The organism is Variovorax sp. RKNM96, from assembly GCF_017161115.1.
In the GTDB taxonomy this organism is placed as follows: Bacteria; Pseudomonadota; Gammaproteobacteria; order Burkholderiales; family Burkholderiaceae_C; genus Variovorax.
Genome location: NZ_CP046508.1, coordinates 5,692,271 through 5,717,001 on the forward strand (window position 1 = coordinate 5,692,271; position 24,731 = coordinate 5,717,001).

Annotated in this window: 26 protein-coding genes; 6 read left to right on the forward strand and 20 right to left on the reverse strand. The window is 66.0% G+C overall.

All coding sequences use genetic code 11. From position 1 onward, the window contains the following. Nucleotides 1-25 precede the first annotated feature (25 nt). From GNX71_RS26395 to GNX71_RS26405, 3 genes are read left to right on the forward strand one after another with little or no spacing between them, the layout of a single operon-like run. Nucleotides 26-409 carry a phage holin family protein gene (locus GNX71_RS26395; RefSeq protein ID WP_206175162.1) on the forward strand — a complete coding sequence of 128 codons (384 nt, stop codon included), beginning with the start codon at nt 26-28 and terminating at the stop codon, nt 407-409. Next, on the forward strand, nt 396-899 hold the full coding sequence (locus tag GNX71_RS26400) for a hypothetical protein (protein ID WP_206175163.1): 504 nt from the start codon (nt 396-398) through the stop codon (nt 897-899). Before GNX71_RS26395 ends, GNX71_RS26400 begins: the two co-directional genes overlap by 14 nt. Further along, on the forward strand, nt 896-1,456 hold the full coding sequence (locus GNX71_RS26405) for a ferritin-like domain-containing protein (protein ID WP_206175164.1): 561 nt from the start codon (nt 896-898) through the stop codon (nt 1,454-1,456). Before GNX71_RS26400 ends, GNX71_RS26405 begins: the two co-directional genes overlap by 4 nt. Before the next feature lie 82 nt (nt 1,457-1,538). Here the strand turns inward: GNX71_RS26405 and GNX71_RS26410 are convergent, their stop codons facing one another. From GNX71_RS26410 to GNX71_RS26490, 17 genes are all read right to left on the reverse strand, one after another. Beyond that, nucleotides 1,539-2,057: a BON domain-containing protein gene (locus GNX71_RS26410; RefSeq protein WP_206175165.1), complete on the reverse strand. Its 519-nt coding sequence runs from the start codon at nt 2,055-2,057 to the stop codon at nt 1,539-1,541. 77 nt (nt 2,058-2,134) lie between these two features. Then, on the reverse strand, nt 2,135-2,332 hold the full coding sequence (locus tag GNX71_RS26415) for a CsbD family protein (RefSeq protein WP_206175166.1): 198 nt from the start codon (nt 2,330-2,332) through the stop codon (nt 2,135-2,137). Nucleotides 2,333-2,458: 126 nt separating this feature from the next. Further along, nucleotides 2,459-3,280 carry a DUF429 domain-containing protein gene (locus GNX71_RS26420; RefSeq protein WP_206175167.1) on the reverse strand — a complete coding sequence of 274 codons (822 nt, stop codon included), beginning with the start codon at nt 3,278-3,280 and terminating at the stop codon, nt 2,459-2,461. A 13-nt stretch (nt 3,281-3,293) separates the two neighbouring features. After that, nucleotides 3,294-4,175, reverse strand: a complete 882-nt coding sequence (locus GNX71_RS26425) for an EamA family transporter (RefSeq protein WP_206175168.1) — start codon at nt 4,173-4,175, stop codon at nt 3,294-3,296. 16 nt (nt 4,176-4,191) lie between these two features. Then, the gene (locus GNX71_RS26430) at nt 4,192-4,614 is read right to left on the reverse strand and encodes a BLUF domain-containing protein (RefSeq protein ID WP_042579580.1); all 423 of its coding nucleotides are present in this window, start codon (nt 4,612-4,614) and stop codon (nt 4,192-4,194) included. A 2-nt stretch (nt 4,615-4,616) separates the two neighbouring features. After that, nucleotides 4,617-5,348, reverse strand: coding sequence for a GTP cyclohydrolase I (folE, locus tag GNX71_RS26435; RefSeq protein WP_042579581.1), 732 nt, complete (start codon nt 5,346-5,348; stop codon nt 4,617-4,619). Nucleotides 5,349-5,421: 73 nt separating this feature from the next. Further along, nucleotides 5,422-6,192 (reverse strand): endonuclease/exonuclease/phosphatase family protein, encoded by a 771-nt coding sequence (locus tag GNX71_RS26440; protein WP_206175169.1) that lies wholly within the window; start codon nt 6,190-6,192, stop codon nt 5,422-5,424. Beyond that, nucleotides 6,189-6,662 (reverse strand): dihydroneopterin triphosphate diphosphatase, encoded by a 474-nt coding sequence (gene nudB, locus GNX71_RS26445; protein ID WP_206175170.1) that lies wholly within the window; start codon nt 6,660-6,662, stop codon nt 6,189-6,191. The genes GNX71_RS26440 and nudB overlap by 4 nt, the downstream gene beginning before the upstream one ends. A 7-nt stretch (nt 6,663-6,669) precedes the next feature. Continuing rightward, nucleotides 6,670-8,475 (reverse strand): aspartate--tRNA ligase, encoded by a 1,806-nt coding sequence (gene aspS / locus GNX71_RS26450; protein WP_206175171.1) that lies wholly within the window; start codon nt 8,473-8,475, stop codon nt 6,670-6,672. A 37-nt stretch (nt 8,476-8,512) separates the two neighbouring features. Continuing rightward, nucleotides 8,513-9,145, reverse strand: coding sequence for a DUF502 domain-containing protein (locus GNX71_RS26455; RefSeq protein WP_206175172.1), 633 nt, complete (start codon nt 9,143-9,145; stop codon nt 8,513-8,515). Nucleotides 9,146-9,154: 9 nt separating this feature from the next. Beyond that, the gene (locus GNX71_RS26460; protein WP_206175173.1) at nt 9,155-9,499 is read right to left on the reverse strand and encodes an FmdB family zinc ribbon protein; all 345 of its coding nucleotides are present in this window, start codon (nt 9,497-9,499) and stop codon (nt 9,155-9,157) included. 84 nt (nt 9,500-9,583) lie between these two features. Next, nucleotides 9,584-11,032, reverse strand: coding sequence for a sodium:solute symporter family protein (locus tag GNX71_RS26465; protein WP_206175174.1), 1,449 nt, complete (start codon nt 11,030-11,032; stop codon nt 9,584-9,586). A 13-nt stretch (nt 11,033-11,045) separates the two neighbouring features. Beyond that, nucleotides 11,046-12,611 (reverse strand): ubiquinone biosynthesis regulatory protein kinase UbiB, encoded by a 1,566-nt coding sequence (gene ubiB / locus GNX71_RS26470; protein ID WP_206175175.1) that lies wholly within the window; start codon nt 12,609-12,611, stop codon nt 11,046-11,048. Beyond that, nucleotides 12,608-13,165: a hypothetical protein gene (locus tag GNX71_RS26475; protein ID WP_206175176.1), complete on the reverse strand. Its 558-nt coding sequence runs from the start codon at nt 13,163-13,165 to the stop codon at nt 12,608-12,610. The genes ubiB and GNX71_RS26475 overlap by 4 nt, the downstream gene beginning before the upstream one ends. A gap of 51 nt (nt 13,166-13,216) precedes the next feature. Next, a complete protein-coding gene (locus GNX71_RS26480) occupies nt 13,217-14,242 on the reverse strand; it encodes a TIM44-like domain-containing protein (protein ID WP_206175177.1) in 1,026 nt (341 codons plus the stop codon). A gap of 31 nt (nt 14,243-14,273) precedes the next feature. After that, nucleotides 14,274-15,005 (reverse strand): bifunctional demethylmenaquinone methyltransferase/2-methoxy-6-polyprenyl-1,4-benzoquinol methylase UbiE, encoded by a 732-nt coding sequence (gene ubiE, locus GNX71_RS26485; protein ID WP_093438975.1) that lies wholly within the window; start codon nt 15,003-15,005, stop codon nt 14,274-14,276. 157 nt (nt 15,006-15,162) lie between these two features. Further along, entirely contained in the window at nt 15,163-15,576 is a 414-nt protein-coding gene (locus GNX71_RS26490) for a DUF971 domain-containing protein (protein WP_206175178.1), read from the reverse strand. Nucleotides 15,577-15,677: 101 nt separating this feature from the next. On the opposite strand from GNX71_RS26490, the gene GNX71_RS26495 reads away from it, so the two are divergent. Further along, a complete protein-coding gene (locus GNX71_RS26495) occupies nt 15,678-16,460 on the forward strand; it encodes a hypothetical protein (RefSeq protein WP_206175179.1) in 783 nt (260 codons plus the stop codon). An 18-nt stretch (nt 16,461-16,478) separates the two neighbouring features. On the opposite strand, the gene GNX71_RS26500 is transcribed toward GNX71_RS26495, so the two are convergent. From GNX71_RS26500 to serA, 3 genes are all read right to left on the reverse strand, one after another. Beyond that, on the reverse strand, nt 16,479-16,919 hold the full coding sequence (locus GNX71_RS26500; RefSeq protein ID WP_206175180.1) for an HIT family protein: 441 nt from the start codon (nt 16,917-16,919) through the stop codon (nt 16,479-16,481). Continuing rightward, nucleotides 16,916-20,794 (reverse strand): FAD/FMN-binding oxidoreductase, encoded by a 3,879-nt coding sequence (locus tag GNX71_RS26505; RefSeq protein ID WP_206175181.1) that lies wholly within the window; start codon nt 20,792-20,794, stop codon nt 16,916-16,918. Before GNX71_RS26505 ends, GNX71_RS26500 begins: the two co-directional genes overlap by 4 nt. A 174-nt stretch (nt 20,795-20,968) precedes the next feature. After that, on the reverse strand, nt 20,969-22,201 hold the full coding sequence (gene serA, locus GNX71_RS26510; RefSeq protein ID WP_206175182.1) for a phosphoglycerate dehydrogenase: 1,233 nt from the start codon (nt 22,199-22,201) through the stop codon (nt 20,969-20,971). 227 nt (nt 22,202-22,428) lie between these two features. On the opposite strand from serA, the gene ugpB reads away from it, so the two are divergent. Both ugpB and ugpA read left to right on the forward strand, forming a co-directional pair. Beyond that, nucleotides 22,429-23,742, forward strand: coding sequence for a sn-glycerol-3-phosphate ABC transporter substrate-binding protein UgpB (gene ugpB, locus GNX71_RS26515; RefSeq protein WP_206175183.1), 1,314 nt, complete (start codon nt 22,429-22,431; stop codon nt 23,740-23,742). Nucleotides 23,743-23,840: 98 nt separating this feature from the next. Then, nucleotides 23,841-24,722 carry a sn-glycerol-3-phosphate ABC transporter permease UgpA gene (gene ugpA, locus GNX71_RS26520; protein ID WP_206175184.1) on the forward strand — a complete coding sequence of 294 codons (882 nt, stop codon included), beginning with the start codon at nt 23,841-23,843 and terminating at the stop codon, nt 24,720-24,722. Nucleotides 24,723-24,731: the final 9 nt, after the last annotated feature.

Genomic DNA, 24,731 nt, shown 5'->3' on the forward strand with positions numbered 1-24,731 from the left:
TTCCGTTCCCTCGATCCCCGGCACCATGCTTCATCCGATTTTCTCCACGGTGCTCGGGCATCCGGATCTCGTCGCTGAACACCTCGCCAACTACGCCGCCCTCGTCCGCCAGGAATCTGCGCAAGCCGGGCGTGGCCTCGTCGCCCGCATCGTCGCGGGAGTGCTGGCAGCGGCCAGCGTCATACTGGCCCTCGGGCTGATCGGCGTGGCCGTGCTGCTCGGCGTGCTTCATGGCAGCTTTCACTGGGTACTGGTGGCCGTGCCAGCCGTTGCTGTGGTGATTGCAGCCATCTGCGGCTGGTATGCGACGCGACCCAGCCCGAGCTACGGTTTCGACGACCTTCGCTCGCAACTGGAGGCCGACCTCCAGGCCCTGCGCGCTGCCGGAGCCGACCATGGCCAATACTGAAACCCAACGTCCCCCGCTGACCCCACAGCAGCGCCTGGCCATTTCGCGGCGCGCGCTCGTGCGGCAACTCCATGGCGGCGAGGCTCGCGACCAGAGTCATGCGGCGCTCGATGGCGCTGCCGACGACGATCTCGAATACGCGCACCACGACACCGAGGACGGGCCGACGCACGCACAACACTCCTCCCGCAGAGGCAGCATCTGGGGCGGCGTGGCCCGCAGCGTCGTGCAACGCTGGTGGCGCCGTCATCCTGCCCACGCCGCAGGCCAGCTCGCCCGCCCCCTGCTCGAACACTACGCGCGCAAGGAGCCGGCCAAGCTCATGGCTGCAGCTGCGGCGACCGGCGCCTTGCTGGTGCTCGTGAAGCCGTGGCGGCTGCTGTCGGTCACGGCCGTGCTGGCAGCGGTGCTCAAGACATCCGACGTGGCTGACGTCGTCAACACGTTGATGCAGAAGACCTCAAGCCCCCCACGAAAGGATCCTCCATGAAAACCGATGCTTCTTCCGCCAAGGCAGCGGAATCCCATCAGCACCTGGTGCTGGACCAGAGCGCCATCGACGCCGCAGGCAAGAGCCTCGACGATGGCGCCGTGACGCCCAGCTACGGGCCATGGCGCGACGACGTCGTCAAGCTCCTGAACGACGCGCTCGCCACCGAACTGGTGTGCGTGCTGCGCTACAAGCGCCACTACTTCACCGCCAACGGTGTTGCCTCGCCCAAGATTGCCGAAGAGTTCCTGGTGCACGCCAACGAAGAATCGGCCCACGCCGACCGCATTGCCGAGCGCATCGTGCAACTGGGCGGCGAGCCCGACTTCGCACCCGGCCATTTGCTGGAGCGCAGCCACGCGGGCTACGACGAATCGACCGACCTGCAGGCCATGGTGCGCGCCAACCTCGTGGCCGAGCGCATCGCGGTGGAGTCGTACCGCCAGATGATCGTGCTGATCGGCGACAAGGACCCCACCACCCGCCGCATGCTCGAGGACATTCTTTCCGACGAGGAAGAACATGCCGACGAGCTGAAGGACTGGCTGGGCCACTGACCGGCCGACAACCCGGGCCTGAACGGCCCACCAATGAAAAAGCCCGGTCGAACCGGGCTTTTTCGTTGAGGAAAGCGAACGATCAGCTCTTCACTTCCAACTCGTTGCTCACCGAGGTCACGCCCTGCACGCCCTTGGCGATTTCCTCGGCGCGGGCCTTGGCAGCCGCCGTGGGTGCCGGTCCCTTCAGGCTCACCGCGCCGCCCTTGGTGTCGACGTTGATCTTGATCGCGCTCAGGTCCGGGTCCTTCGCGAGGCCAGCGGATACCGATGCGGTGATGGCAGCATCGTCCACCGTGGCACTCACGGCGGCGCCGGCGTCCTTGACGGCTTCCTTCGCGTTGGCCATGCCTTCCTTCACTTCGGAAGTGGTGCCGGAGGCATCGACCTTCGCCTTGGCGTCCTTCACGGCCTCGCCGGTCTTGGCGGCGGCGGTTTCTGCAGCCTGTTCGGTCTTGGCCACCGCGCTGTCGAGCTTTTCGCCAGCGGTACGGTTGTCCGACTTGTCGCAGGCGGCCAGCGTCAGCGCGGCACCGGCCACGAGCACGGCGAGCCATGCGCGCGAGGACGGCATGGCCATGGGTTGTTGGGGTTTGTTCATTGGAATCCTCCGGTCAATCGCTCACATGGAAATGGAACGAGAAATGGGTTGCGCCTTGACGGCGCAACCTGGGTCGGTCACAGCTTGTCGGCGCCCGACTTGATGGCGTCCTTGGCCTTTTCCTTCACGTCGCCGTAGGTCTTCTGCACCTTGCCGGCGGCCTGGTCGGCAACGCCCTCGCCTTCGAGCTTTTCATTGCCGACAACCTTGCCGGTCACTTCCTTGAGCTTGCCCTTGGCTTCTTCGACGCGGCCTGCCACTTGGTCCTTGTTCATGTCGATTCCTTCCTGTGTAGGTGAGATGAAATGCGTGGGCCGGTATGACCCACTCACTTCAATCTAGTCGCCACCCCGCGGGCCGGGACGTCGCCGGAGGCCCGAAGCGGTGTAGGACAACAAGGCTCAAGCCGTGACGATCCATCCTTCAAGCGGATCGAACTGCACGGGCAATCCGTAGCCGGGACCGGGGCTCGCGGCCCGTTCCAGGCCCCAGGCGGCCTGCACGAGGCAGAGCACCGCGTCGATGTGATCGCCGCGCGCATCGGCCAGCAGTTCGGCGCGCTGAACGGCGTCGAGTTGAAGGCGGAGGCCAAGCCGCGTCGCACCCGCTTCGAGTGCGGCGAGCAGGTCAGTGCGGGCCGCGAGGCGCTCGGGCGTCTGCTTCGCGAGGTCGTCGCTCTTGTAGCTGCGGCGGCCGATCAGCTCGCGCGCCAGCAGGCCCGGGTAGGCCTCCAGCGCAATGCGGTCCTTGTGGATGCCCACATGCAGGCCCGGCAGGCTGGCACCGGCCGCCAGCAGCGGCGGTACGCCCGCGTGCAGCATGAAGGCGACCGGCGGATTGACCCACTTCATCGAGGGGCTCGACCCCGCAGGCCCATCAGCCGCCCGGTGCGCGAACTTGCCGCCGACAGGGCGCGCAGCGCAAAAGGCGGCGAAGGTGTCGCGGATCTCGGCGCGGCTCAGGCTCGCGTAGTGCGCCATCAGCGGCGCCCACTCGAGCGGCCATTCCAGGTGCTCGACCAGTTCGCGCGGCAGGCTGAACGGAAAGTCGAAACCGCCGACCCATGCGGGCGTCTCGCGCAGCCACCGGCTCCAGGCTTCGAGCGTTGAAAAGCGCTGCAGGCTGGTCAGCGTGACGATGCCTGTATCGGCCATCTTCCCGATGGCCACCACGATCGGCTTGCGCGGGGTCGGCGCGCTTGAGAAATCGCAGCCGAAGAGCATGGCCCGCCTTCGTTCAGCCCAGCGCGAGCGCCACGACGCCGGCGGCGATGAAGAGCGCGCCCAGCAGTCGCAACAACCGATCGCCTTCGCGCAGTAGATGCCCGCCGATCAGCGCGGCGAACAGCATCGATACCTCGCGCGCCGGCGCGACATGCGAGATCGGCGCCTGCTGCACCGCATAGAGCACGAGCACATAGGACACCGGGCTGATCGCCGCCACCAGCAGCGCGTACTTCCACTGTTCGCGCCACATGCGCGCGGTCGTCGCGCGGTCCTGCAGCGCGGCGGGGAGCAGCAGCGCGAGGCGCACGAAGTTGCTCATGTAGTCGAGCAGGATCGGCGACATCGCGAGGAACTTGACCGCATAGCTGTCGGCCACTGTGTAGGCCGCGATGAACGCGCCGGTCAGCACACCGTAGCGGATGCCCTTCTGCACACGCTCGCGCTGGGCCGGGTCGTGCTTCCTGTGAAAGAGGCGCGGCCCGCCGGCCACGAGGAACACGCCGAGCACCACCCCGAAGATGCCGGCCACGCCGACGAGGCTGATCTTCTCGCCGAGGAACAGGATCGCGACCAGCGACGACAGCAGCGGCCCCGAGCCACGCGCAAGCGGATAGACCACGGTGAGGTCGGACTTGCGGTAGCCGCGCAGCAGGATGACGTAATAGAAGACGTGCAGCACGCCGCTCAGCGCGATGAAGCCCCACTCCTTCGTGCCCCATGTCGGCACGACGCTCCAGCCCAGCGTGATGCCCACCGGCGCCCACACCAGGGCCATGAACACGCCGCTCTGGAATGCGAAGCGCGCATCGCCGTTCGCCTTCTTGGCGGCGATGTTCCAGCTGGCATGAATGATCCCGGCCAGCAGGATCAGCGCAAAGGCAGAAAGAGGCACCCCGGCGGAACCGGGATCAGTGGCGGCCGACGATGGCAGCAGTGGCCATCAGTTCTTCGAGCAGCGCCAGCGAGACCTTGCCCGAGACCTTGTAGGGATCGAGTTCGGGCTTTTCCGAGTACTTGAGCAGCGTCGAGGCGTTGAGCTTCGACAGGTTGACCTGCCCCATCGTCCAGCCACCGAAACGGCGCTCGGAGATTTCCTCGTAGTGCAGCAGCACCACGTCTTTATGGCGCGCATCGCGCTGGATGTGGCCGTAGAGATCGCTGATCGCGTCGCGCCCACCCTCGATGGCCTGCAGGAAGGTGCCGGCGCCGTAGCAGAGGATGCCGGTGATGCCGCACGCCGGGTTGTGCGTGCGCGACTTGGTGAGGATCGCCTCGATGGCCGCGGGGCTGGTGTCGACGGCGCGGCTCGCGTAAAGAAGACGGACCAGCATGTTCAGCTCTTTCGTGGCAACAGGGAAAGGAATTCGCGGCGCAGGCTCGGGTCCTTCAGGAACACGCCGCGCATCACGGAATTGATCATCTTGCTGTCCATTTCCTTGACGCCGCGCCAGGCCATGCAGAAGTGCTCGGCTTCCATGACGAGCGCGAGGCCGTCGGGTTGCGTCTTTTCCTGGATCAGGTCGGCCAGCTGCACCACGGCCTCTTCCTGGATCTGCGGACGTCCCATGACCCATTCGGCCAGGCGCGCGTACTTCGACAGGCCGATCACGTTGGTGTGCTCGTTGGGCATCACGCCGATCCAGAGCTTGCCGATGATCGGGCAGAAGTGGTGCGAGCAGGCGCTGCGCACGGTGATCGGGCCGACGATCATCAGCTCGTTCAGGTGCTCGGCATTGGGGAATTCGGTGAGCGCGGGCGGCGGCACGTAGCGGCCGCGGAACACCTCGTTGAGGTACATCTTGGCGACGCGGCGCGCGGTGTTGTCGGTGTTGTGGTCGTTCGCCACGTCGATGACGAGGCTCTCGAGCACGGCCTTCATCTTGACCTCGACCTCGTCGAGCAGCGACTCCAGCTCGCCCGGCTCGATGAACTCGGCGATGTTGTCGTTGGCATTGAAGCGCTTGCGCGCTGCATTCAGGCGCTCGCGGATCTTGACGGAGACGGGCGTGCCCTCGTCATCGTCTTTTCGATCGGGGAGCGGTTCGACGTCGGTTTTCCTCAGCATGGCGGGGATCGTACCAGTGAATGACTCCAGGGCATTCAGGCTGCAACGCCCGCCCCTTCTCGGAGAGATGCTATCAATTAGGTAGTGAGAAATCGGCTACCAGCGGCAGGTGATCGGACATGCGGGCCCAGATCGGGCCACGCGGCACGGTGCACGAAAGCGGCTCGAGCTTGCGGCCATAAACGAAATCGAGTTGCGCCACCGGCAGCCGCGAGGGGTAGGTCAGCGTGCGCGGGCCGCGCAGGTCGCTCGCATCGCGCAGGCCCATCGCGTTCATGGCGTAACGCATGCGCGCACCCCAGTCGTTGAAATCTCCGGCCACGACCACGGCCTCGTCGGCCGGCACCTCGCGGTCGATGAATTCGCGCAGGCGCGCAATCTGCCGCACGCGGCTGCCCTTGATGAGGCCCAGGTGCACCACGATGGCGTGCACCGGCTGGCCTTCGACTTCGATCACGACGTGCAGCAGCCCGCGCTGTTCGAAGCGATGGTCGGAGATGTCCTGGTGGCCGGTGCGGATCACCGGCCAGCGCGTGAGCAGCGCATTGCCGTGCTCACCGTGGCGCGTGACGGCGTTGGTTTCGTAGACGGCGGTATAGCCCTCGGGCGCAAGGAAGTCGGCCTGCGGCAATTCTGGCCAGCGCGCAAAGCGGGCCGCTGCCTGCCGGTTCATCTTGCGCACTTCCTGCAGGCAAATGATGTCGGCGTCGAGTTGTTCGATGGCGTGGCCGAGGTTGTGGATCTCGAGCCGCCGGGCGGGCCCGATGCCCTGCACACCCTTGTGGATGTTGTAGGTCGCGACGCGGAGGTTCTGCGCTGCTGGTGCGGATGCCGGCTGGTTCATCGCACAAATTCTGGCAGCAACAGAATGGCTTCGGCGTTCGACGGGGAAAAACACGCGTCGGCTGCTTCGTGGTACGGCAGCCATTGCCAGTCGGTGTGTTCGCGCGGATCGAGCCGGGGCGTCAGGCGCTCGGGCACGCAGAGGCCGAACAGGTGCTCGGTGTTGTGCGTGACGCCGGGCTCGTAGCGCGCACGCCAGCCCGGGTAGATCTCGTAGATGTTGCGCAGCTGCCAGTCGACCAGTTGCGAGGCCAGCGCGGTGCCCTCGCCGCATTCGATGCCGGTTTCCTCGGCCACCTCGCGTGCGGCGGTGAGCGCGAGCGGCTCGTCGATTGCATCCTTGCTGCCGGTGACCGATTGCCAGAACTCGTTGGCATCGGCCCGCCGGATCAGCAGCACGTCGAGTGCCGGCGTGTGGATCACGACCAGCACCGACTCCGGGATCTTCCAGGGCCGGGGGCTGGTCGTCATGGCCGTATCAGGCGGCTTGAGGTGTGTTGCGCAGCTTGATGTGCAGTTCGCGCAGCTGCTTTTCGTCGACCGGGCTCGGCGCCTGCGTCAGCAGGTCCTGCGCGCGCTGGGTCTTGGGGAAGGCGATCACGTCGCGGATCGACTCGGCGCCGGTCATCAGCATGACCAGGCGGTCCAGGCCGATGGCGATGCCGCCGTGCGGCGGGGCGCCGTACTGCAGCGCGTCCAGCAGGAAGCCGAACTTGAGCTGTGCGTCCTCGGCGCTGATCTTCAGCGCGCGGAACACCTTGCTCTGCACTTCCTCGCGGTGGATACGCACCGATCCGCCGCCCATCTCGATGCCGTTGAGCACCATGTCGTAGGCCTTGGCGATGCACTTCTCGGGCGCGGTGTCCATGAGGTCTTCATGGCCGTCCTTGGGTGCCGTGAACGGATGGTGCACGGCGCTCCAGCGCTGGCCTTCCTCGTCGAACTCGAACATCGGAAAGTCGACCACCCAGAGCGGCGCCCAGCGGTCGTCGAACAGGCCGCTCTTCTTGCCGAAGGCGCTGTGGCCGATCTTCACGCGCAGCGCGCCGATGGCGTCGTTGACGACCTTTTCCTTGTCGGCGCCGAAGAACAGGATGTCGCCGTTGCGCGCACCCGTGCGGGCGATGATCTCGGCCAGCGAGGCGTCGTCGAGGTTCTTCACGATCGGGCTTTGCAGGCCTTCGCGGCCGGCTTGCGCGTCGTTCACCTTGATATATGCCAGGCCCTTGGCGCCGTAGATCTTGACGAACTCTTGATACGCGTCGATTTCACCGCGCGACAGGCCACCCTCAGCGCCGCCGCCTGGCACGCGCAGTGCCACGACACGGCCACCGACCATCGTGGCGGCGTTCGAGAACACCTTGAATTCCACGCGCTTCATGAGCTCGGTGAGTTCGGTGAACTCGAGCTTCACGCGCAGGTCCGGCTTGTCCGAGCCGTACTTGAACATCGCATCGCCGTACGTCATGGTCGGGAACACCGGCAGATCGATGCCCGCGGCGTTGCGGAACACGTTGCGGATCATCCCTTCGAACATCTCGCGAATTTCTTCTTCGGCGAGGAACGAGGTCTCGATGTCGATCTGCGTGAATTCGGGCTGGCGGTCGGCGCGCAGGTCTTCGTCGCGGAAGCACTTCACGATCTGGTAGTAGCGGTCGTAGCCGGCCACCATCAGCAATTGCTTGAAGAGCTGGGGCGACTGCGGCAGCGCGAAGAAGCTGCCGTCGTGCACGCGGCTGGGCACGAGGTAGTCGCGCGCGCCTTCGGGCGTGGACTTGCCCAGCATCGGCGTCTCGATGTCGATGAAGCCGTTGGCATCGAGGAACTTGCGGGTTTCCATCGTCACCTTGTAGCGCAGCATCATGTTGCGCTGCATGGCCGGACGGCGCAGGTCGAGCACGCGGTGCGTGAGGCGGGTGGTTTCCGAGAGGTTGTCGTCGTCCAGAAGGAACGGCGGCGTGACCGACGGGTTGAGCACCTTGAGCTCGTGGCACAGCACTTCGATCTTGCCGCTCTTGAGCTGGTCATTCACGGTGCCTTCAGGGCGCGCGCGCACGAGGCCGGTGATCTGCACGCAGAACTCGTTGCGCAGGCCTTCGGCCACGGCGAAGGTGGAGGCGCGATCGGGGTCGCACACCACCTGCACGTAGCCTTCGCGGTCGCGCACGTCGATGAAGATCACGCCGCCGTGGTCGCGGCGACGGTTGACCCAACCGCACAGGGTGACGGTCTGGCCCAACAGGGCTTCGGTCACAAGACCGCAATAGTGAGTACGCATGGCCATAGGGATGACTTCCGGCGCCGTCGTGGCGCGTTCGTTTTTATGAGTTGGATGGCTTGATCGCCACCGTGGAGGGGCCGCCTGGAACGACCACGCCCATCGAGACGATGTACTTGAGCGCTTCGTCCACGCTCATCTTCAGTTCGATGCAGTCGCTGCGCTTGAGCATCACGAAATAGCCGCCCGTGGGGTTGGGCGTGGTCGGCACGTAGACGCTGAGGAATTCCTCGGTGCCCAGGTGCTCGGCCACCTCGTTGCCCGGCGCGCCGGTCACGAAGGCAATGGTCCACACGTTCTCGCGCGGCCACTGGACCAGCACTGCCGTGCGGAACGCGTTGCCGTTCTCGGAGAACAGCGTGTCCGAGACCTGCTTGACGCTCGAATAGATCGAACGCACGACCGGAATGCGCCGCACCACGGCATCGCCCCAGCCGAGCAGGCGCTTGCCGACGAAGTTGCTCGCAATGGCACCGACCACCAGCAGGATCGCCAGCGTGAGCAGCACGCCCAGGCCGCGGATGTTGTTCTCGAACAGCCATTTCTGCCAGACGGCCGGCAGCACCCAGAGCGTCTGGTCCAGCGTGTCGATGATCCACTTCAGCACCGCCAGGGTGATGAACAGCGGAACGATCACCAGCAAGCCGGAGAACAACCATTTGCGCAGGGCGAGCATGGCGGGTTCTCAGTCGCCGCTCTTGGCGGCAGGGGCGGGGGCGGGAGCAGCTGCCGCCGGTGCAGGCGCGGGGCTCGGCGCGGCCGCGCTGGAGGAGGAGGAAGACGACTCGGCGGACTTGGCGCCTTCGCTCGCCACGGGGGCGGTGGCGGGCTCGGCCTTCTTGCCGCCGCCTTCGCGGAAATCGGTCACGTACCAGCCCGAACCCTTGAGCTGGAAACCGGCGGCCGTGACCTGCTTTTCGAAGGCACTGGCGCCGCACGCCGGGCACACCGTGAGGGGCGCGTCGGACATCTTCTGCAAAGCGTCCTTGGCAAAGCCGCAGGCGCTGCACTTGTAGGCGTAGATGGGCATGGGGGAAATAGGGTCCAAAAAGCGGCGCAGCTGCCGCTCGCAAAGCCCTCGATTATAAGGGCCCACCCCGCTGCCGGGGCGCTCTCAGGCTGCTTCGGTGGCCAGGGGCCGATGCGGCGTGTGAGTGTTCGCTACCCACTGCGGCAGCAGCGAGCCGGCCACCATGCCGGTGAACGAGGCCAGAACACCCGCCAACTGGGCCGGGAAAACGGCGCTCCAGGGCGTCGCCAGGAATAGCAGCCAGGTGCCGATGCCCAGCAGGATCGACGCAACCGCCCCCTGCGTGGTGGCGCGGCGCCAGTAGAGCCCGCACACCAGCGGCACGAAGGCCCCCACCAGCGGCACCTGGTAGGCGCCCGAGACCAGTTCGTAGATCGGCGTGCCCTGCATGCGGATGGCGTAGGCCAGCACCGCGGCGCTGAACAGCAGCACCGTGATGCGCATGGTCATGAGGTTCTGTCGATCGGTGCCCGCCGGGCGGAACTGGCGCCAGATGTTCTCGGTGAAGGTGACGCTGGGCGCCAGAAGCGTGGCCGAGGCGGTCGACTTGATGGCCGACAGCAGCGCGCCGAAGAACAGCACCTGCATCACGAACGGCATCTTCTGCAGCACCAGGGTGGGCAGCACCTTCTGCGGATCTTCCTTCAGCAGCACGGCCACCTCCTCCGGCATGATCAGGAGCGCGCTGGCCACGAGGAACATCGGCACGAAGGCAAAGAGGATGTACGCCACGCCGCCGATCACCGGCCCGCGGGTCGCGGCCTTCACGCTGTTGGCCGACATCACGCGCTGGAACACGTCCTGCTGCGGAATGGAGCCCAGCATCATCGTGATGGCGGCGGCGAAGAAGAACACCATGTCGTGCCAGTTGGGCTCGGGCCAGAACTTGAAGAGGTCCTTGCTGACCGCGAAGGCCACCACCTTGTCGGCGCCGCCGGCCATGTTGCCGGCGAACACCGCGATCACCGCGAGGCCGGCGACCAGGATGATCATCTGGATGAAGTCGGTCACCGCCACCGACCACATGCCGCCGAAGAGCGTGTAGGCCAGGATCGAGACCACCCCGATCACCATGCCCAGCGGAATGCTGATGGCACCCGCCGACAGCACGTTGAACACCAGCCCCAGCGCCGTGACCTGCGCCGAGACCCAGCCCAGGTAGCTCAGCATGATGATCAGCGTGCAGGCCACTTCCACCGTGCGGCCGTAGCGCTCGCGGTAGTAGTCGCTGATGGTCAGCAGCGTCATGCGGTAGAGCTTGCCCGCGAAGAACAGGCCCACCAGGATCAGGCAGGTGCCGGCGCCGAACGGGTCTTCGACCACGCCGTGCAGGCCGCCCTCGATGAACTTGGCCGGGATGCCGAGCACCGTTTCGGACCCGAACCAGGTCGCGAAGGTGGTCGTCACGATCATGAAAAGCGGCAGGTGCCGCCCCGCGATGGCGAAGTCGGTGGTGTTCTTCACCCGCTTGGCGGCATAGAGCCCGATGGCGATGGTGACCAGCAGATAGACGATGACCAACGTCAGCAGCACGGGGGAATCTCCTCTAGAACAACTTCACACGCACCAGCAATTGCATGGCGAGCAACCCCAATACAAAACCTATGCCACCGTAGATGATGGTTTGCAGCAGCTTGTTGGTGCGCTTTTGCGCGGCCAACAGCTCCAGCAGCTCGCGGCGGTGATCGGGCGGCCGATTTTCCAGGAAATCGTGAAGCAATCGAGGCAATTGCGGCAGCAATTTTGCGTAGCGCGGCGCTTCGGCCTTCAGTTGCTGTAGCAGCTTCTTCGGCCCGATCTGGTCGACCATCCATTTCTCGAGGAAAGGCTTGGCCGTGTGCCAGAGGTCGAGTTCGGGGTCGAGCTGGCGGCCGAGGCCCTCGATGTTGAGCAGCGTCTTCTGCAGCAGCACCAGCTGCGGCTGGATCTCGACATGGAAGCGCCGCGAGGTCTGGAACAGGCGCATGAGCACCATGCCGAGCGAGATTTCCTTCAGTGGCCGGTCGAAGTACGGCTCGCAGACGGTGCGGATCGCCGCCTCCAGCTCGTCGATGCGCGTGCCCTCGGGCACCCAGCCGCTTTCCAGATGCAGCTCGGCCACGCGCTTGTAGTCGCGCCGGAAGAAGGCCACGAAGTTCTGCGCGAGGTATTCCTTGTCCGACTCGGTGAGCGTGCCGATGATCCCGAAATCGAGTGAGATGTAGCGCCCGAAGGTCTCGGGCGCCAGGCTCACCTGGATGTTGCCGGGGTGCATGTCGGCATGGAAGAAGCCGTCGCGGAACACCTGCGTGAAGAAGATCGTGACGCCGTCGCGCGCGAGCTTGGGAATGTCGACGCCGGCGGCGCGCAGACGGTCGAGCTGGGCGATGGGCACGCCGTTCATGCGCTCCATCACGATCACCTCGGGGTGGCAGAAGTCCCAGAACATCTCGGGGATCAGCACCAGGTCGAGCGAGGCCATGTTGCGGCGCAGCTGGGCCGCGTTGGCGGCCTCGCGCACCAGGTCGAGCTCGTCGTGCAGGTACTTGTCGAACTCGCCGACCACCTCGCGCGGCTTCAGGCGCTTGCCGTCGGGCGAGAGCTTCTCGACCCAGCCGGCCATCATGGCCATGAGCGCCAGGTCTTTCTCGATCACGCCGCGCATGTTGGGCCTCAGCACCTTCACCGCGACGTCGCGGATCTCGCCCTGGTTGGTGCGGATGGTCGCGAAGTGCACCTGCGCGATCGAGGCGCTGGCGATCGGCGTCTCGTCGAACTGCACGAACACATCGCCCACCGGACGGCGGAACGCGCGCTCGATGGTGGCGATGGCCACCGCCGAGGGGAACGGCGGCACGCGGTCCTGCAGGAAGGCGAGCTCGTCGGCGATGTCGGGCGGCAGCAGGTCGCGCCGGGTCGAGAGCACCTGGCCGAACTTCACGAAGATGGGCCCCAGGCGCTCGAGCGCCTCGCGCAGCCGCTGGCCGCGCGGCGCATCGAGATTGCGGCCGATGGAGACGACGCGGGCCACCACGCGCAGCCAGGGCTTCTGGAAGCTCGTGAGCACGAGCTCGTCCAGGCCGTAGCGCAGCGCGACCCAGACGATGAACAGGCCGCGGTAGAAGCGCCTCATTCGGCCTGGCCCGCCGAACCGCCGGCCTTGGCCGTGCGGTCGCCGACGAACTGGCGCAGCGCCGTCACCACGCGCCGCACGCCGTTGCCCAGGGTGTGCGCGGGCACATCGCCGATCACGCGGGCGAGGTCGTCCTCGACGTCCCAGCGCACGTGGTCGACCAGCCAGTTGACCTCGGCGGCCAGCTGCACGTCGCCGACAATCTGCACCGAGGGCTTGTCGCCGCGCAGCGTGGCGCGGGCGATCTCGAAGGGGGATTCGTCGGTGACGGTGAGGGTGAGTTCAGGCGTGGAACCGGGCGGTGCCAGGTCAAGCAGGCCGGCCGGCGTAGCCACCAGTTCCATCGTCACGAAGCGCCACTGGAAGCGCACCACCCTGCCCTGCTGGCGCAGCAGCCGCTGCTGGGCCTCGGGCTCCTGCTGCAGCACATGGTTGAGGAACAGGACTGCGCGGTGCTGGATCTCGTGGACCGCCCAGTCCGGCGGCTGGAGGCGCTCGCCGATGCGGTTGAAGAGGTCGCCGAGAAAAGAAAAAGGGGACGATGGTGTGGCCATGTCCCCATTATCGTTTCTGTAGGCGACCCGGCGGCCGCGAACGTCTGTCGTTTACTGCAGCGCTTGCACGCCGGCAACGAGCCAGCCGCCACCGCCGCTGGTCGGCTTGGTCATGTTCCACACTTCGCGGAACGGACCCGGGCCTGCCGAGGCGTCCTCGCGGATCATGCCGGAGAACTCCACGCTCGCCATGTAGGCGTCGGGCAGCTCTTCGATGCCGAGCAGCTTGGCGTCGAGCATCACGACTTCGGTCTTGTTCGACGCACCACCGGTGTGGCTGGCACGGTCGGCCAGCTGTGTGCGGATTTCCTCGACCATTTCGTCGGTCATCATCGAGCGCAGCATCGACACGTCGGCGCGGTCCCATGCGTCCTGCAGCGTCACGAAGTTGCGCTTGGCGGCGCCAAGGAAGCCTTCCACGTCGAAGCCCGCGGGAATGCCCCAGGACTGCGAACCGCCGAGGGCGGAACCGATCATGCTGCCGCCCGCTGCGGCGCCTGCTGCCGAGAGGCTGCTGCCATGGCGGTCACCTTCGGCCGGCGTGGCGTCGAAGGCGGTGGCCGAACGCTCCCATGGGCGTGCCGACGCATCGTTGCCCACATTGGCCGGGCTGTACTGCACCGGCGCGCTGGCGTTGGCGGGGTTGCCGCCGGCGCCCTGGAAGGCGAAGCCGCCTTGGCCATTGGCGCCATTCGAAGCAGCCGAGCGCGCCTTGAAGATGCGCCACACCGCGAAGGCGGCGAACACCAGGAGACCGATCAAGAGGATGTTGCCGAAACCGGCGCCCAGGCCCAGCGAATGTGCGAGCCATGCGAGGCCGAGGCCCGCGGCGAGACCGCCGAGCATCGCGCCCCACGGACGCTTCGGCGCGGCGGCGGCCGGCGCCGGAGTGGCGGGCTTGGCGGCCGAGTTGGTCGCGTTCTGCTGTGCAGGTGCCGCAGGCGGCGTGGACTGGCGCTGCGTCACGTTGGACGACTGGCGACCGAAGGACTTGCCGCCACCTACACGGGCGGCGTCTGCCTGCACGCTCACGAGCACCAACGCAGCTGCCAGGAACAAAGAACTCAAACTTTTCATGTCGTCTCCTCTAGAGCGAAAAATCGCCTCATCAACACTTGATTCCAACATGCAGGGCAGCGATGCCACCCGTCATGTTGTGATAGTCCACATGTCCGAAACCGCCCTCTTTCATGAGGGTCTTGAGCTCCTCTTGCGAGGGATGCATGCGGATCGATTCGGCCAGGTAGCGATAGCTCGCGTCGTCGCCGGCCACGAGCTTGCCAAGGCGCGGCAGCACGTTGAAGGAGTACCAGTCGTAGGCCTTGGTGAGCGGCTTGGCGATCTTGGAGAACTCGAGCACCAGGAGCTTGCCGCGCGGCTTGAGCACGCGGTTCATTTCCTTGAGTGCGATGTCCTTGTGCGTCATGTTGCGCAGGCCAAAGGCCACGGTCACGACGTCGAAGTGGTCATCGGGAAACGGCAGCTTCTCGGCATCGCAGACCAGCGTGGGCAATGCGACGCCGGCATCGAGCAGGCGGTCGCGGCCGGTGCTCAGCATGGCTTCGTTGATGTCGGTGTGGACCACCTGGCCGGTGGCGCCGACCTTCTTCGAGAAGGCCAGCGCGAGGTCGCCGGTGCCGCCTGCGATGTCGAGCACGCGCGAGCCTTCGCCCACGTTCGCCACCATCACGGTGTAGGCCTTCCACGCGCGGTGCAGGCCCACCGACATCAGGTCGTTCATGACGTCGTAGCGCGAGGCCACCGAATCGAAGACGCCGCGGACACGTTGCGCCTTCTCGCTTTCGTCGACTTTCTCGAAGCCGAAGTGGGTTGTACTCATGCAACCGATGTTAGGCCGGAAGCCTACACATCAAGGCGACGACCCCGCGCCTACGGCGGGCATTTGTTGCTTTTTCTTCAAATGAAGAGACGCCGCAACGCGCGTCCTTGCTGCCTGCAGGGCTATCGTTTCAATAGCACCGGAAGATTTGAAAGCATCAGTGGCTGCTGCACGCAGACCCGCCCTTGTCGATCATCGGCGCATCGCGATCGACGCCCGCTTCGGCCAGGCGACGCTCGTACTGGGCCCACAGGTCGGCCTGGTTCGCGCCGAGTTCGTAGAGCAGGTCCCACGAGTAGATGCCGGTGTTGTGGCCATCGCTGAAGGTCGGTTGCACGGCGTAGTTGCCGACGGGTTCGAGGTCGGCAAGCTCGACGTCGCGCTTGCCCGTCTGCAGCACTTCCTGACCCGGGCCGTGGCCCTGCACTTCGGCGGATGGCGAGTAGATGCGCATCAGCTCGAACGGAATGCGGAAGGTCGCGCCGTCCGAGAAGCCCACTTCGAGCACACGCGACTGGCCGTGCACGGTGATCGATTGCGGCGTCGGTGCGCCTGGTTTCAAGCCTGCCATGGGGTATTCCGTTCGGAAAATTCTCGGGAGGCGCGCAGTATGCCGCGCTGCTGCGCTCGCATGCGCCTCGGCCCGCGAATACCAGCGCTTAGCATCGAGGCATGCAGACACGTCAACGCCATCGACCATCGCGCCCGAACTGGGCAGCCCTTGCCCTCTGCGCCGCACTGGCAGCCGGCTCCGTCGTGCCCGCGCATGCCTTCCTGGGCTTGCTCGGCAAGGCGGCAGGCAAGGCCGCAACCGCGGGCAAGGCGGCGGGCACGGCCGGCAAGGGTGCTGCGGTAGGTGCAGGCGCCGTCGCGGCGGAGAGCGCGACCGGCGTGGCAGGCGTGGCCGGCAAAGGCGCAGCCGCACTGGGCGACGATGCGGCACATGCCGCGCAGTTCGGGACGCGGGCCGGAGGGCCCGAATTCAGCGCAGTGAACGCCGCGCTGCCACCTGAGGTCGCAGCCTATCTCGCCAAACCCGCGAAGGACCTGACGCCCAGGGACACCTCGCGAATGATAGACAGCTATCGCCAGATGGTCGAACGCGCGGGCAAGAGCGGCGACTTCACCGCGGTCGAGCGCCTGCCCACCTCGGCGGGTACAGGCCGCACGCTGCCGGTGAACGAGACGGCCAAGCCGGCCACATCCGCACCCAAGACTGAAGCGGCAACCTCATCGACGAGCGTGCCATCCGCCTTGCCCATCCACGCGTTGCGCGTGCTGGCCCATGCATCGAATGCGGGCAACCGCGAGGCTCAGGCCGAACTGGATCGTGTGTGCCGCGATGGCAGCGTCGCATCGAAGCGCTTCTCGAAGGAGATGCGCGCCACACCGGAATTCAAGGAAGCCTGCGCGAACCGCAAGCTGGCGGCGACCTGCACGGCCTCCGCGCGCTGAGCGCGGTCGTCGTCGAGCTCAGCCCTGCAGCAACGCCAACCGGCGGACCATTTCGGCCTCCACCTTCGGCAACAGCGCCTGCAGATCCGCCACGCAATCGACCGGCGCTGCGCGCTGCGCGGCCGCCCAGAACGGCGAGGGAAAGTGGCTGTCCCAGTCGAAGCGCGCGATCACATGCCAATGCAGGTGCGGCACCATGTTGCCGAGCGCGGCGAGGTTGATCTTCGCGGGCTTGAGGTGCTCGCGCAGGCACTGCTCGACCACCGTCACCGCCTCCATGCACAGCACGCGGTCTGCTGCATCGAGATCGGAAAACTCCGGCGCATGCTCGCGCCAGATCACGCGGTAGAAAGCCGGGAAGCCCGCCTCCTCCGCATGGATCACGCGCAGCTTCGCGTACTCGAACACGACGCGGCCGCCGGGGCCTTCGCAGAAGGGGCACCCGTGCTGCGCCGTCATACCAGCACCCGCTCAATCCCGCCCTGGTTGGCGGCGGCCACGTACTTCGGCATCCAGTCGTCGCCCAGGATCTTGTTGGCCATCTCGACCACGATGTAGTCGGCCTCGAGGAGGCCGTTGTTCAAGTCGTTGCCGTAGCGCGAGAGGCCCTGCAGGCAGCTCGGGCAACTGGTGAGGATCTTCACGTTGTCCTTGGCGCCGACCTGGCCGGCGTCGCGCAATGCGGCCTCGCCCTTCTTGAGCTCTTCTTCCTTGCGGAAGCGGATCTGCGTGGAGATGTCGGGCCGCGACACGCCCAGCGTGCCTGACTCGCCGCAGCAGCGGTCGTTCTTGAGCACGTTGTCGCCCACCAGCGCCTTCACCGTCTTCATCGGGTCCTGCAGCTTCATCGGCGAGTGGCAGGGGTCGTGATAGAGGTAGCCACCACCGCCCGCATCGGCGAGCGTGATGCCCTTCTCGAGCAGGTACTCGTGGATGTCGATGATCCGGCAGCCCGGGAAGATCTTGTCGAACTGGTAGCCCTGCAACTGGTCGTAGCAGGTGCCGCAGCTCACCACCACCGTCTTGATGTCGAGGTAGTTGAGCGTGTTGGCCACGCGGTGGAAGAGCACGCGGTTGTCCGTGATCATCTTCTCGGCCTTGTCGAACTGACCGCTGCCGCGTTGCGGATAGCCGCAGCACAGGTAGCCCGGCGGCAGCACCGTCTGCACGCCTGCGTGCCAGAGCATCGCCTGCGTGGCCAGGCCCACCTGCGAGAACAGCCGCTCCGAGCCGCATCCCGGGAAGTAGAAGACCGCCTCGGTTTCCGACGTGGTCGACTTCGGGTTGCGGATGATCGGCACGTAGTCCGCATCCTCGATGTCCAGCAGCGCGCGCGCCGTCTTCTTCGGCAGGTTGCCCGGCATCTTCTTGTTGATGAAGTGGATCACCTGCTCCTTGAGCGGCGCCACACCCAGCGTGGCCGGCGGCGCGGCGGTCTGCTTCTTCGCCAGGCCGCGCAGCAGGTCGTTGGCCAGGCGCTGCGCCTTGAAGCCGATGCCCACCATGCCCGCACGCACCGCCTTGATGGTCTGCGGGTTGGTCGCATTCAGGAAGAACATCGCCGCCGCGTTGCCGGGCCGGAAGCTCTTCTGCCCCATCTTGCGCAGCAGGTTGCGCATGTTCATCGACACGTCGCCGAAGTCGATCTTCACCGGGCAGGGCGTGAGGCACTTGTGGCACACGGTGCAGTGGTCTGCCACGTCCTCGAACTCTTCCCAGTGCTTGATGCTGATGCCGCGCCGGGTCTGTTCTTCATAGAGGAACGCTTCGACCAGCAGCGAGGTCGCGAGGATCTTGTTGCGCGGGCTGTAGAGCAGGTTGGCGCGCGGCACGTGGGTGGCGCACACCGGCTTGCACTTGCCGCAGCGCAGGCAGTCCTTCACGCTGTCGGCGATGGCGCCGATGTCGCTCTGCTGCATGATCAGCGACTCGTGACCCATGAGGCCGAAGCTCGGCGTGTAGGCGTTGGTCAGGTCAGCATGCAGCGTGACCGCCTCGCCCGCCGGAGCGCGCAGGAGCTTGCCCTTGTTGAAGCGGCCTTCGGGGTCGACCCGGGCCTTGTATTCGGTGAACGGGCGCAGTTCTTCGTCGCTCAGGAATTCGAGCTTCGTGATGCCGATGCCGTGCTCGCCCGAGATCACGCCGTCGAGGCTGCGCGCCAGCGCCATGATGCGCACCACCGCGGCATGCGCGGTCTGCAGCATGTCGTAGTTGTCGCTGTTCACGGGGATGTTGGTGTGCACGTTGCCGTCGCCCGCGTGCATGTGCAGCGCGACCCACACGCGGCCCTTGAGCACGCGCTTGTGGATGGCCGTGCATTCGGCCAGGATCGGCGCGAACTCGGCGCCCGAGAAGATCTCCTGCAGCGGCTGGCGCAGTTGCGTCTTCCAGCTCGCGCGCAGGCTGTGGTCCTGCAGTTGCGGGAACAGCGGGTCGACGTCCTGCAGCCAGCCGGCCCAGAGCGCACGCACCTCGTGCACCAGCGCCACGGCCTGCGCCACGCGGTCTTCGAGCAGCTCGGCCGCCGGGATCTCATGCGCGTCGTCGGTCTTGCCCAGCGGCAGGTTGCCGCGCGTGAGGAAGGTCTCGAGTTCGTCGGTGAGCGCGAGCTTGTTCTGCAGCGACAGCTCGATGTTGATGCGTTCGATGCCGTCGCTGTACTCGGCCATGCGCGGCAGCGGGATCACCACGTCTTCGTTGATCTTGAAGGCGTTGGTGTGCTTGCTGATGGCAGCCGTGCGCTTGCGGTCGAGCCAGAACTTCTTGCGCGCCTCGGGGCTGATGGCGATGAAACCTTCGCCGCTGCGCGAGTTGGCGATGCGCACCACTTCCGAGGTGACGCGCGCCACCGCGTCGGCGTCGTCGCCCGCGATGTCGCCGAACAGCACCATCTTCGGCAGCCCCCCGTGCTTCTTGGATTTCGTGGCGTAGCCCACGGCCTTCAGGTAGCGGTCGTCCAGGTGCTCCAGGCCCGCCAGCAGCACGCCCGAGCGCTTCTGCTCGGCGAACATGAAGTCCTTGATCTCGACGATGCTGGGCACCGCGTCCTTCGCGTTGCCGAAGAATTCGAGGCACACGGTGCGCGTGTGCGAGGGCATCTTGTGCACCACCCAGCGGCAGCTGGTGATGAGGCCGTCGCAGCCCTCCTTCTGGATGCCCGGCAGGCCCGAGAGGAACTTGTCGGTCACGTCCTTGCCGAGGCCTTCCTTGCGGAAGGTCTTGCCGGGGATGTCGAGCTGCTCGGTGCGCAGTTTTGTCTTGCCGTCGGCCGCGAAATACTGCAGCTCGAACAGGGCACGCTCGGCGTCGTGGATCTTGCCCAGGTTGTGGCCGAGGCGCGTGACTTCGAGCCACTCGGCCTGCGGCGTGACCATGCGCCACGAGGCGAGGTTGTCCAGCGCGGTGCCCCAGAGCACGGCCTTCTTGCCGCCGGCATTCATCGCGACGTTGCCGCCGACGCACGAGGCCTCGGCAGACGTGGGATCGACCGCGAACACGAAGCCCGCGCGCTCGGCCGCATCGGCCACGCGCTGCGTGACGACGCCGGCTTCGGTCCAGATGGTGGGCACGGGGTCGGCAAGGCCTGGGAGCGCGATGTGCTCGACCTCGGTCATCGCCTCGAGCTTCTCGGTGTTGATGACGACGCTGTTCCAGGTGAGCGGAATCGCGCCGCCTGTGTAGCCGGTGCCGCCCCCGCGCGGAATGATGGTCAGGCCCAGTTCGATGCAGCCCTTCACCAGCAGCGCCATCTCGGCCTCGGTGTCGGGGCACAGCACGACGAAGGGGTACTCCACGCGCCAATCGGTCGCATCGGTCACATGCGATACGCGGGAGAGCCCGTCGAACTTGATGTTGTCCTTGGCGGTGAGCCGGCCCAGCACGCGCGTGGCCTTGCGGCGCAGCGCCGCGACGTCGCGGAACTTGGTGTCGAAGGCGGCCACCGCATCGCCGACCAGCGCGGTGAGCTCGCCGACCAGTTGGTCGCGCGGCATGTCGCTGTCGGGGGTGCGGCGCTTCTGGACTTCGGAGAGCCGGTGGCGCAGCGCCTCGACCAGCTGGCCGCGGCGGCGCGGGTTGTCGAGCAGGTCGTCGACGAGGTAGGGATTGCGCTGCACCACCCAGATGTCGCCCAGCACCTCGTAGAGCATGCGCGCCGATCGGCCGGTGCGGCGCTCGGCGCGCAGGGTCTGGAGCAGTTCCCAGCCACGTTCGCCCAGCAGGCGAATCACGATCTCGCGATCGGAGAAGCTGGTGTAGTTGTACGGGATCTCGCGCAGTCGGACAGGCTCTGCGGCCTGTGCCAACAGCGTGTTCAACGCGGTCGGAGCATTCATCGGGTGGGGCCCTTGGCCAGGCGCTGCGCGCCCATGTAGCCGGGGGGTGGATTTTAGGGCAGGGCTTGGGGTCTTGCCTCGTGACCTTGGCCTTGCCCTTGTGCTAGGAGCGCCAGCCCGCCTGGCGCCCGAAGGCCACGGCACCCACCGCCGTGCCCCGGCTCACTCAGAGACTCAGAACAGCACGCGGCTGCGGATCGTCCCGTTCACCTTCGCCAGCTTCTCCAGCGCCAGGTCCGAAGAGGCGGCGTCGATGTCCGTCACCACATACCCGACCTTCTCGTTCGTCTGCAGGAACTGGGAAGAGATGTTGATGTTGTTGTCCGAGAAGATCTTGTTGATCTCCGACAGCACGCCCGGCACGTTCCGGTGGATGTGCAGCAGCCGGTGCTTGCCCGGGTGCGCGGGCAGCGCCACCTCGGGGAAGTTGACCGAGGAGGTCGAGGTGCCGTTGTCGCTGTACTTCACCAGCTTCTCGGCCACTTCGAGCCCGATGTTGGCCTGCGCCTCCATCGTCGAGCCGCCGATGTGCGGCGTGAGGATCACGTTGTCCAGGCCCCGCAGGGGCGACTGGAACTCGTCCTTGTTGCTGCGCGGCTCCACCGGGAACACGTCGATCGCGGCGCCCAGGAGCTTCTTTTCTTTCAAAGCGCCGGCCAGCGCGTCGATCTCGACCACGGTGCCGCGCGAGGCGTTGATGAGGATCGAACCCGGCTTCATGGCCGCGATCTCGGCCGCGCCGATCATCCATTGCGTGGCCTGCGTCTCGGGCACGTGCAGCGTGACGATGTCGCTCTGCGCCAGCAGCTGGTGCAGGTCGCGCACCTGGCGCGCATTGCCCAGCGGCAGCTTGGTGACCACGTCGAAGAACGCCACATGCATGCCCAGCGCCTCGGCCAGCACCGAGAGCTGCGCGCCGATCGAGCCGTAGCCCACGATGCCCAGCGTCTTGCCGCGGATTTCATAAGCGTTGTCGGCCGACTTGAGCCAGCCGCCGCGGTGCGCCACCGCGCTCTTCTCGGGCACGCCGCGCAGCAGCAGGATCGCCTCGGCCAGCACCAGCTCGGCCACCGACCGCGTGTTGGAGAACGGCGCGTTGAACACCGCCACGCCGTGTTCGCGGGCGGCATCCAGGTCGACCTGGTTGGTGCCGATGCAGAAGCACCCCGCGGCCACCAGCTTGTGGGCCGCGGCGAACACCTCGGCCGTCAGCTGCGTGCGCGAGCGGATGCCCAGGAAGTGGACGTCGGCGATTTTTGCCTTGAGTTCGGCATCGGGCAGCGCGCCCGGCAGCGACTCGATGTTGGTGTAGCCGGCGGCGCGCAGCACCTCCACGGCCGAGGGGTGGATGCCCTCGAGCAAGAGGAACTTGATCCTGCTTTTGTCGAGGGAGGTTTTGCTGCTCATGGCGGTCTCGCAAGGGGCCCTGGCCGTGGCGACAAGCTGGGCCAAAAAAGGGAGGGCGATGCTAGCATGGTGCGGCGCAGCATGCAGGCCCGCAACCCGCGCCGGGCTTGGTGCCAAAGGGGTTTCCCCGATTGGAAGATGACAGCGGTCCGTGCGCCAATGTGACGCGGCTGTGTCATCCACATGCCCTAGCATCCGCGCTTTCTTTTTCCCCTTCAGGAGTCTTCATGCGATTCAAGACGCTCGCGCTGGCCTCGGCGCTGGCCGCGACCACGCTGTTCAACGTGGCGCAGGCCCAAACCGAGATCCAGTGGTGGCATTCCATGACCGCCGTCAACAACGAGTGGGTCAACGACCTGGCCAAGCAGTTCAACGAGAGCCAGAAGGAATACAAGATCGTGCCGACCTTCAAGGGCACGTACGACGAATCCATGACGGCCTCCATCGCGGCCTTCCGCTCGGGCAACGCACCGCACATCCTGCAGGTGTTCGAAGTGGGCACCGCCACCATGATGGCCAGCAAGGGCGCCATCATTCCCGTGGGCCAGGTCATGAAGGACGCGGGCGAGAAGTTCGACCCGGCCGCCTACATCCCCGCCGTGGCCGGTTACTACACCGCCCCCAACGGCCAGATGCTGAGCTTCCCGTTCAACAGCTCGACCACCATCTTCTATTTCAACAAGGATGCCTTCAAGGCGGCGGGCCTCCCCACCGACAAGGCACCCTCGACCTGGCCTGAAGTGGTCGCTGCAGCGGCCAAGCTCAAGGCGAGCGGCCACAAGTGCCCGTTCACCACCGCTTGGCAAAACTGGACGCAGGTCGAGAGCTTCTCGGCCTGGCACAACGTGGAGTTCGCGAGCAAGGGCAACGGCCTGCAGGGCCTGGACGCGCGCCTGAAGGTGAATTCGCCGCTGCACCAGCGCCACATCGAGAACCTCGCCAGCATGGCCAAGCAGGGCCTCTTCGTCTACAAGGGCCGCGGCAACGTGCCCGAGGCCTCGTTCGTCTCGGGCGAGTGCGCCATGATCAACACGTCGTCGGGCTTCTACGGCAACGTGGCCAAGAACGCCAAGTTCGCCTACGGCCTGGCACCCCTGCCCTACTACCCGGACGTGCCGGGCGCACCGCAGAACACGGTGATCGGCGGCGCGAGCCTGTGGGTCATGTCGGGCAAGAAGCCGGCCGAGTACAAGGGCGTGGCCAAGTTCTTCAGCTTCATCTCGACGCCTGAAGTGCAGTCCGCCAGCCACAAGCGCACCGGCTACCTGCCGGTGACCACCGCCTCGTACAAGCTCACCGAGGAATCGGGCTTCTACAAGCAGAACCCCGGCACCGACGTGGCCGTGACGCAGATGATCCGCAAGGTCACTGACAAGAGCCGCGGCATTCGCCTGGGCAACTACGTGCAGATCCGCGCCATCGAGGACGAAGAGCTCGAACAGGTCTGGAACGGCAAGAAGACCGCCAAGGAAGCCCTGGACGCCATCGTGACGCGCGGCAACGAACAGTTGGAGCGCTTCCAGAAGGCGAACAAAAGCTAACGATTGTTAGCCGGCCCTCTGTGTCCGGCTAATATCGCCCGCCCCCGTTCGCTCTTGCACAAGGGCGGGCCGGGCGGGATTTTTTATTCAGAGGGATCATGGAAAAACGCGTTTTCTTTCGCTCGGGCTGGCTGCCCTGGCTGCTGTTGACGCCGCAGATGGCGGTGATCCTCGTGTTTTTCTTCTGGCCGGCGGGGCAGGCCATCCTGCAATCGCTGCAGCAGCAGGACGCGTTCGGCACCTCGGTCGAATTCGTCGGGCTGCAGAACTTCAGGGAACTGTTCCACGACCCGGCGTATGCCGAGTCGTTCAAGACCACCGCCGTCTTCTCGCTGCTGGTGGCCAGCATCGGCATCAGCCTGTCGCTGATGCTCGCGGTGTTCGCCGACCGCATCGTGCGCGGCGGCATGTTCTACAAGACCATGCTGATCCTGCCCTACGCCGTGGCGCCCGCCGTGGCCGCCGTGCTGTGGGTCTTCATGTTCTCGCCCTCGCTGGGCGTGGTGGCCTATGCGCTGGGCAAGATCGGCATCAACTGGAACCACCTGCTCGACTCGGGCCACGCCATGACGCTGATCGTGATGGCCTCGGTGTGGAAGCAGATCTCCTACAACTTCCTCTTCTTCCTGGCGGGCCTGCAGTCCATTCCGAAGTCGCTGATCGAGGCGGCAGCCATCGACGGCGCGCGCCCGTGGCGCCGCTTCTGGACCGTGCAGTTCCCGCTGCTGTCGCCCACCACCTTCTTCCTTTTGGTGATCAACGTGGTCTACGCCTTCTTCGACACCTTCGCGATCGTCGATGCGGCCACGCAGGGCGGACCGGGCAAGGACACGACCATCCTGGTCTACAAGGTCTACCACGACGGCTTCAAGGGCCTGGACCTGGGCGGCTCGGCCGCGCAGTCGGTGGTGCTGATGGTGATCGTGGTGGCGCTGACCGTCATCCAGTTCCGCTACGTCGAGAAGAAGGTGCAGTACTGATGAAGCAAC

Excerpts from the sequence above, each read along its gene's own strand:
- GNX71_RS26395 (WP_206175162.1), top strand. The coding sequence starts at position 26 with ATGCTTCATCCGATTTTCTCCACGGTGCTCGGGCATCCGGATCTCGTC.
- GNX71_RS26400 (WP_206175163.1), top strand. The coding sequence starts at position 396 with ATGGCCAATACTGAAACCCAACGTCCCCCGCTGACCCCACAGCAGCGC.
- GNX71_RS26405 (WP_206175164.1), top strand. The coding sequence starts at position 896 with ATGAAAACCGATGCTTCTTCCGCCAAGGCAGCGGAATCCCATCAGCAC.
- GNX71_RS26410 (WP_206175165.1), bottom strand. The coding sequence starts at position 2,057 with ATGAACAAACCCCAACAACCCATGGCCATGCCGTCCTCGCGCGCATGG.
- GNX71_RS26415 (WP_206175166.1), bottom strand. The coding sequence starts at position 2,332 with ATGAACAAGGACCAAGTGGCAGGCCGCGTCGAAGAAGCCAAGGGCAAG.
- GNX71_RS26420 (WP_206175167.1), bottom strand. The coding sequence starts at position 3,280 with ATGCTCTTCGGCTGCGATTTCTCAAGCGCGCCGACCCCGCGCAAGCCG.
- GNX71_RS26430 (WP_042579580.1), bottom strand. The coding sequence starts at position 4,614 with ATGCTGGTCCGTCTTCTTTACGCGAGCCGCGCCGTCGACACCAGCCCC.
- folE (WP_042579581.1), bottom strand. The coding sequence starts at position 5,348 with ATGCTGAGGAAAACCGACGTCGAACCGCTCCCCGATCGAAAAGACGAT.
- GNX71_RS26440 (WP_206175169.1), bottom strand. The coding sequence starts at position 6,192 with ATGAACCAGCCGGCATCCGCACCAGCAGCGCAGAACCTCCGCGTCGCG.
- nudB (WP_206175170.1), bottom strand. The coding sequence starts at position 6,662 with ATGACGACCAGCCCCCGGCCCTGGAAGATCCCGGAGTCGGTGCTGGTC.
- aspS (WP_206175171.1), bottom strand. The coding sequence starts at position 8,475 with ATGGCCATGCGTACTCACTATTGCGGTCTTGTGACCGAAGCCCTGTTG.
- GNX71_RS26455 (WP_206175172.1), bottom strand. The coding sequence starts at position 9,145 with ATGCTCGCCCTGCGCAAATGGTTGTTCTCCGGCTTGCTGGTGATCGTT.
- GNX71_RS26460 (WP_206175173.1), bottom strand. The coding sequence starts at position 9,499 with ATGCCCATCTACGCCTACAAGTGCAGCGCCTGCGGCTTTGCCAAGGAC.
- ubiB (WP_206175175.1), bottom strand. The coding sequence starts at position 12,611 with ATGAGGCGCTTCTACCGCGGCCTGTTCATCGTCTGGGTCGCGCTGCGC.
- GNX71_RS26475 (WP_206175176.1), bottom strand. The coding sequence starts at position 13,165 with ATGGCCACACCATCGTCCCCTTTTTCTTTTCTCGGCGACCTCTTCAAC.
- GNX71_RS26480 (WP_206175177.1), bottom strand. The coding sequence starts at position 14,242 with ATGAAAAGTTTGAGTTCTTTGTTCCTGGCAGCTGCGTTGGTGCTCGTG.
- ubiE (WP_093438975.1), bottom strand. The coding sequence starts at position 15,005 with ATGAGTACAACCCACTTCGGCTTCGAGAAAGTCGACGAAAGCGAGAAG.
- GNX71_RS26490 (WP_206175178.1), bottom strand. The coding sequence starts at position 15,576 with ATGGCAGGCTTGAAACCAGGCGCACCGACGCCGCAATCGATCACCGTG.
- GNX71_RS26495 (WP_206175179.1), top strand. The coding sequence starts at position 15,678 with ATGCAGACACGTCAACGCCATCGACCATCGCGCCCGAACTGGGCAGCC.
- GNX71_RS26500 (WP_206175180.1), bottom strand. The coding sequence starts at position 16,919 with ATGACGGCGCAGCACGGGTGCCCCTTCTGCGAAGGCCCCGGCGGCCGC.
- GNX71_RS26505 (WP_206175181.1), bottom strand. The coding sequence starts at position 20,794 with ATGAATGCTCCGACCGCGTTGAACACGCTGTTGGCACAGGCCGCAGAG.
- serA (WP_206175182.1), bottom strand. The coding sequence starts at position 22,201 with ATGAGCAGCAAAACCTCCCTCGACAAAAGCAGGATCAAGTTCCTCTTG.
- ugpB (WP_206175183.1), top strand. The coding sequence starts at position 22,429 with ATGCGATTCAAGACGCTCGCGCTGGCCTCGGCGCTGGCCGCGACCACG.
- ugpA (WP_206175184.1), top strand. The coding sequence starts at position 23,841 with ATGGAAAAACGCGTTTTCTTTCGCTCGGGCTGGCTGCCCTGGCTGCTG.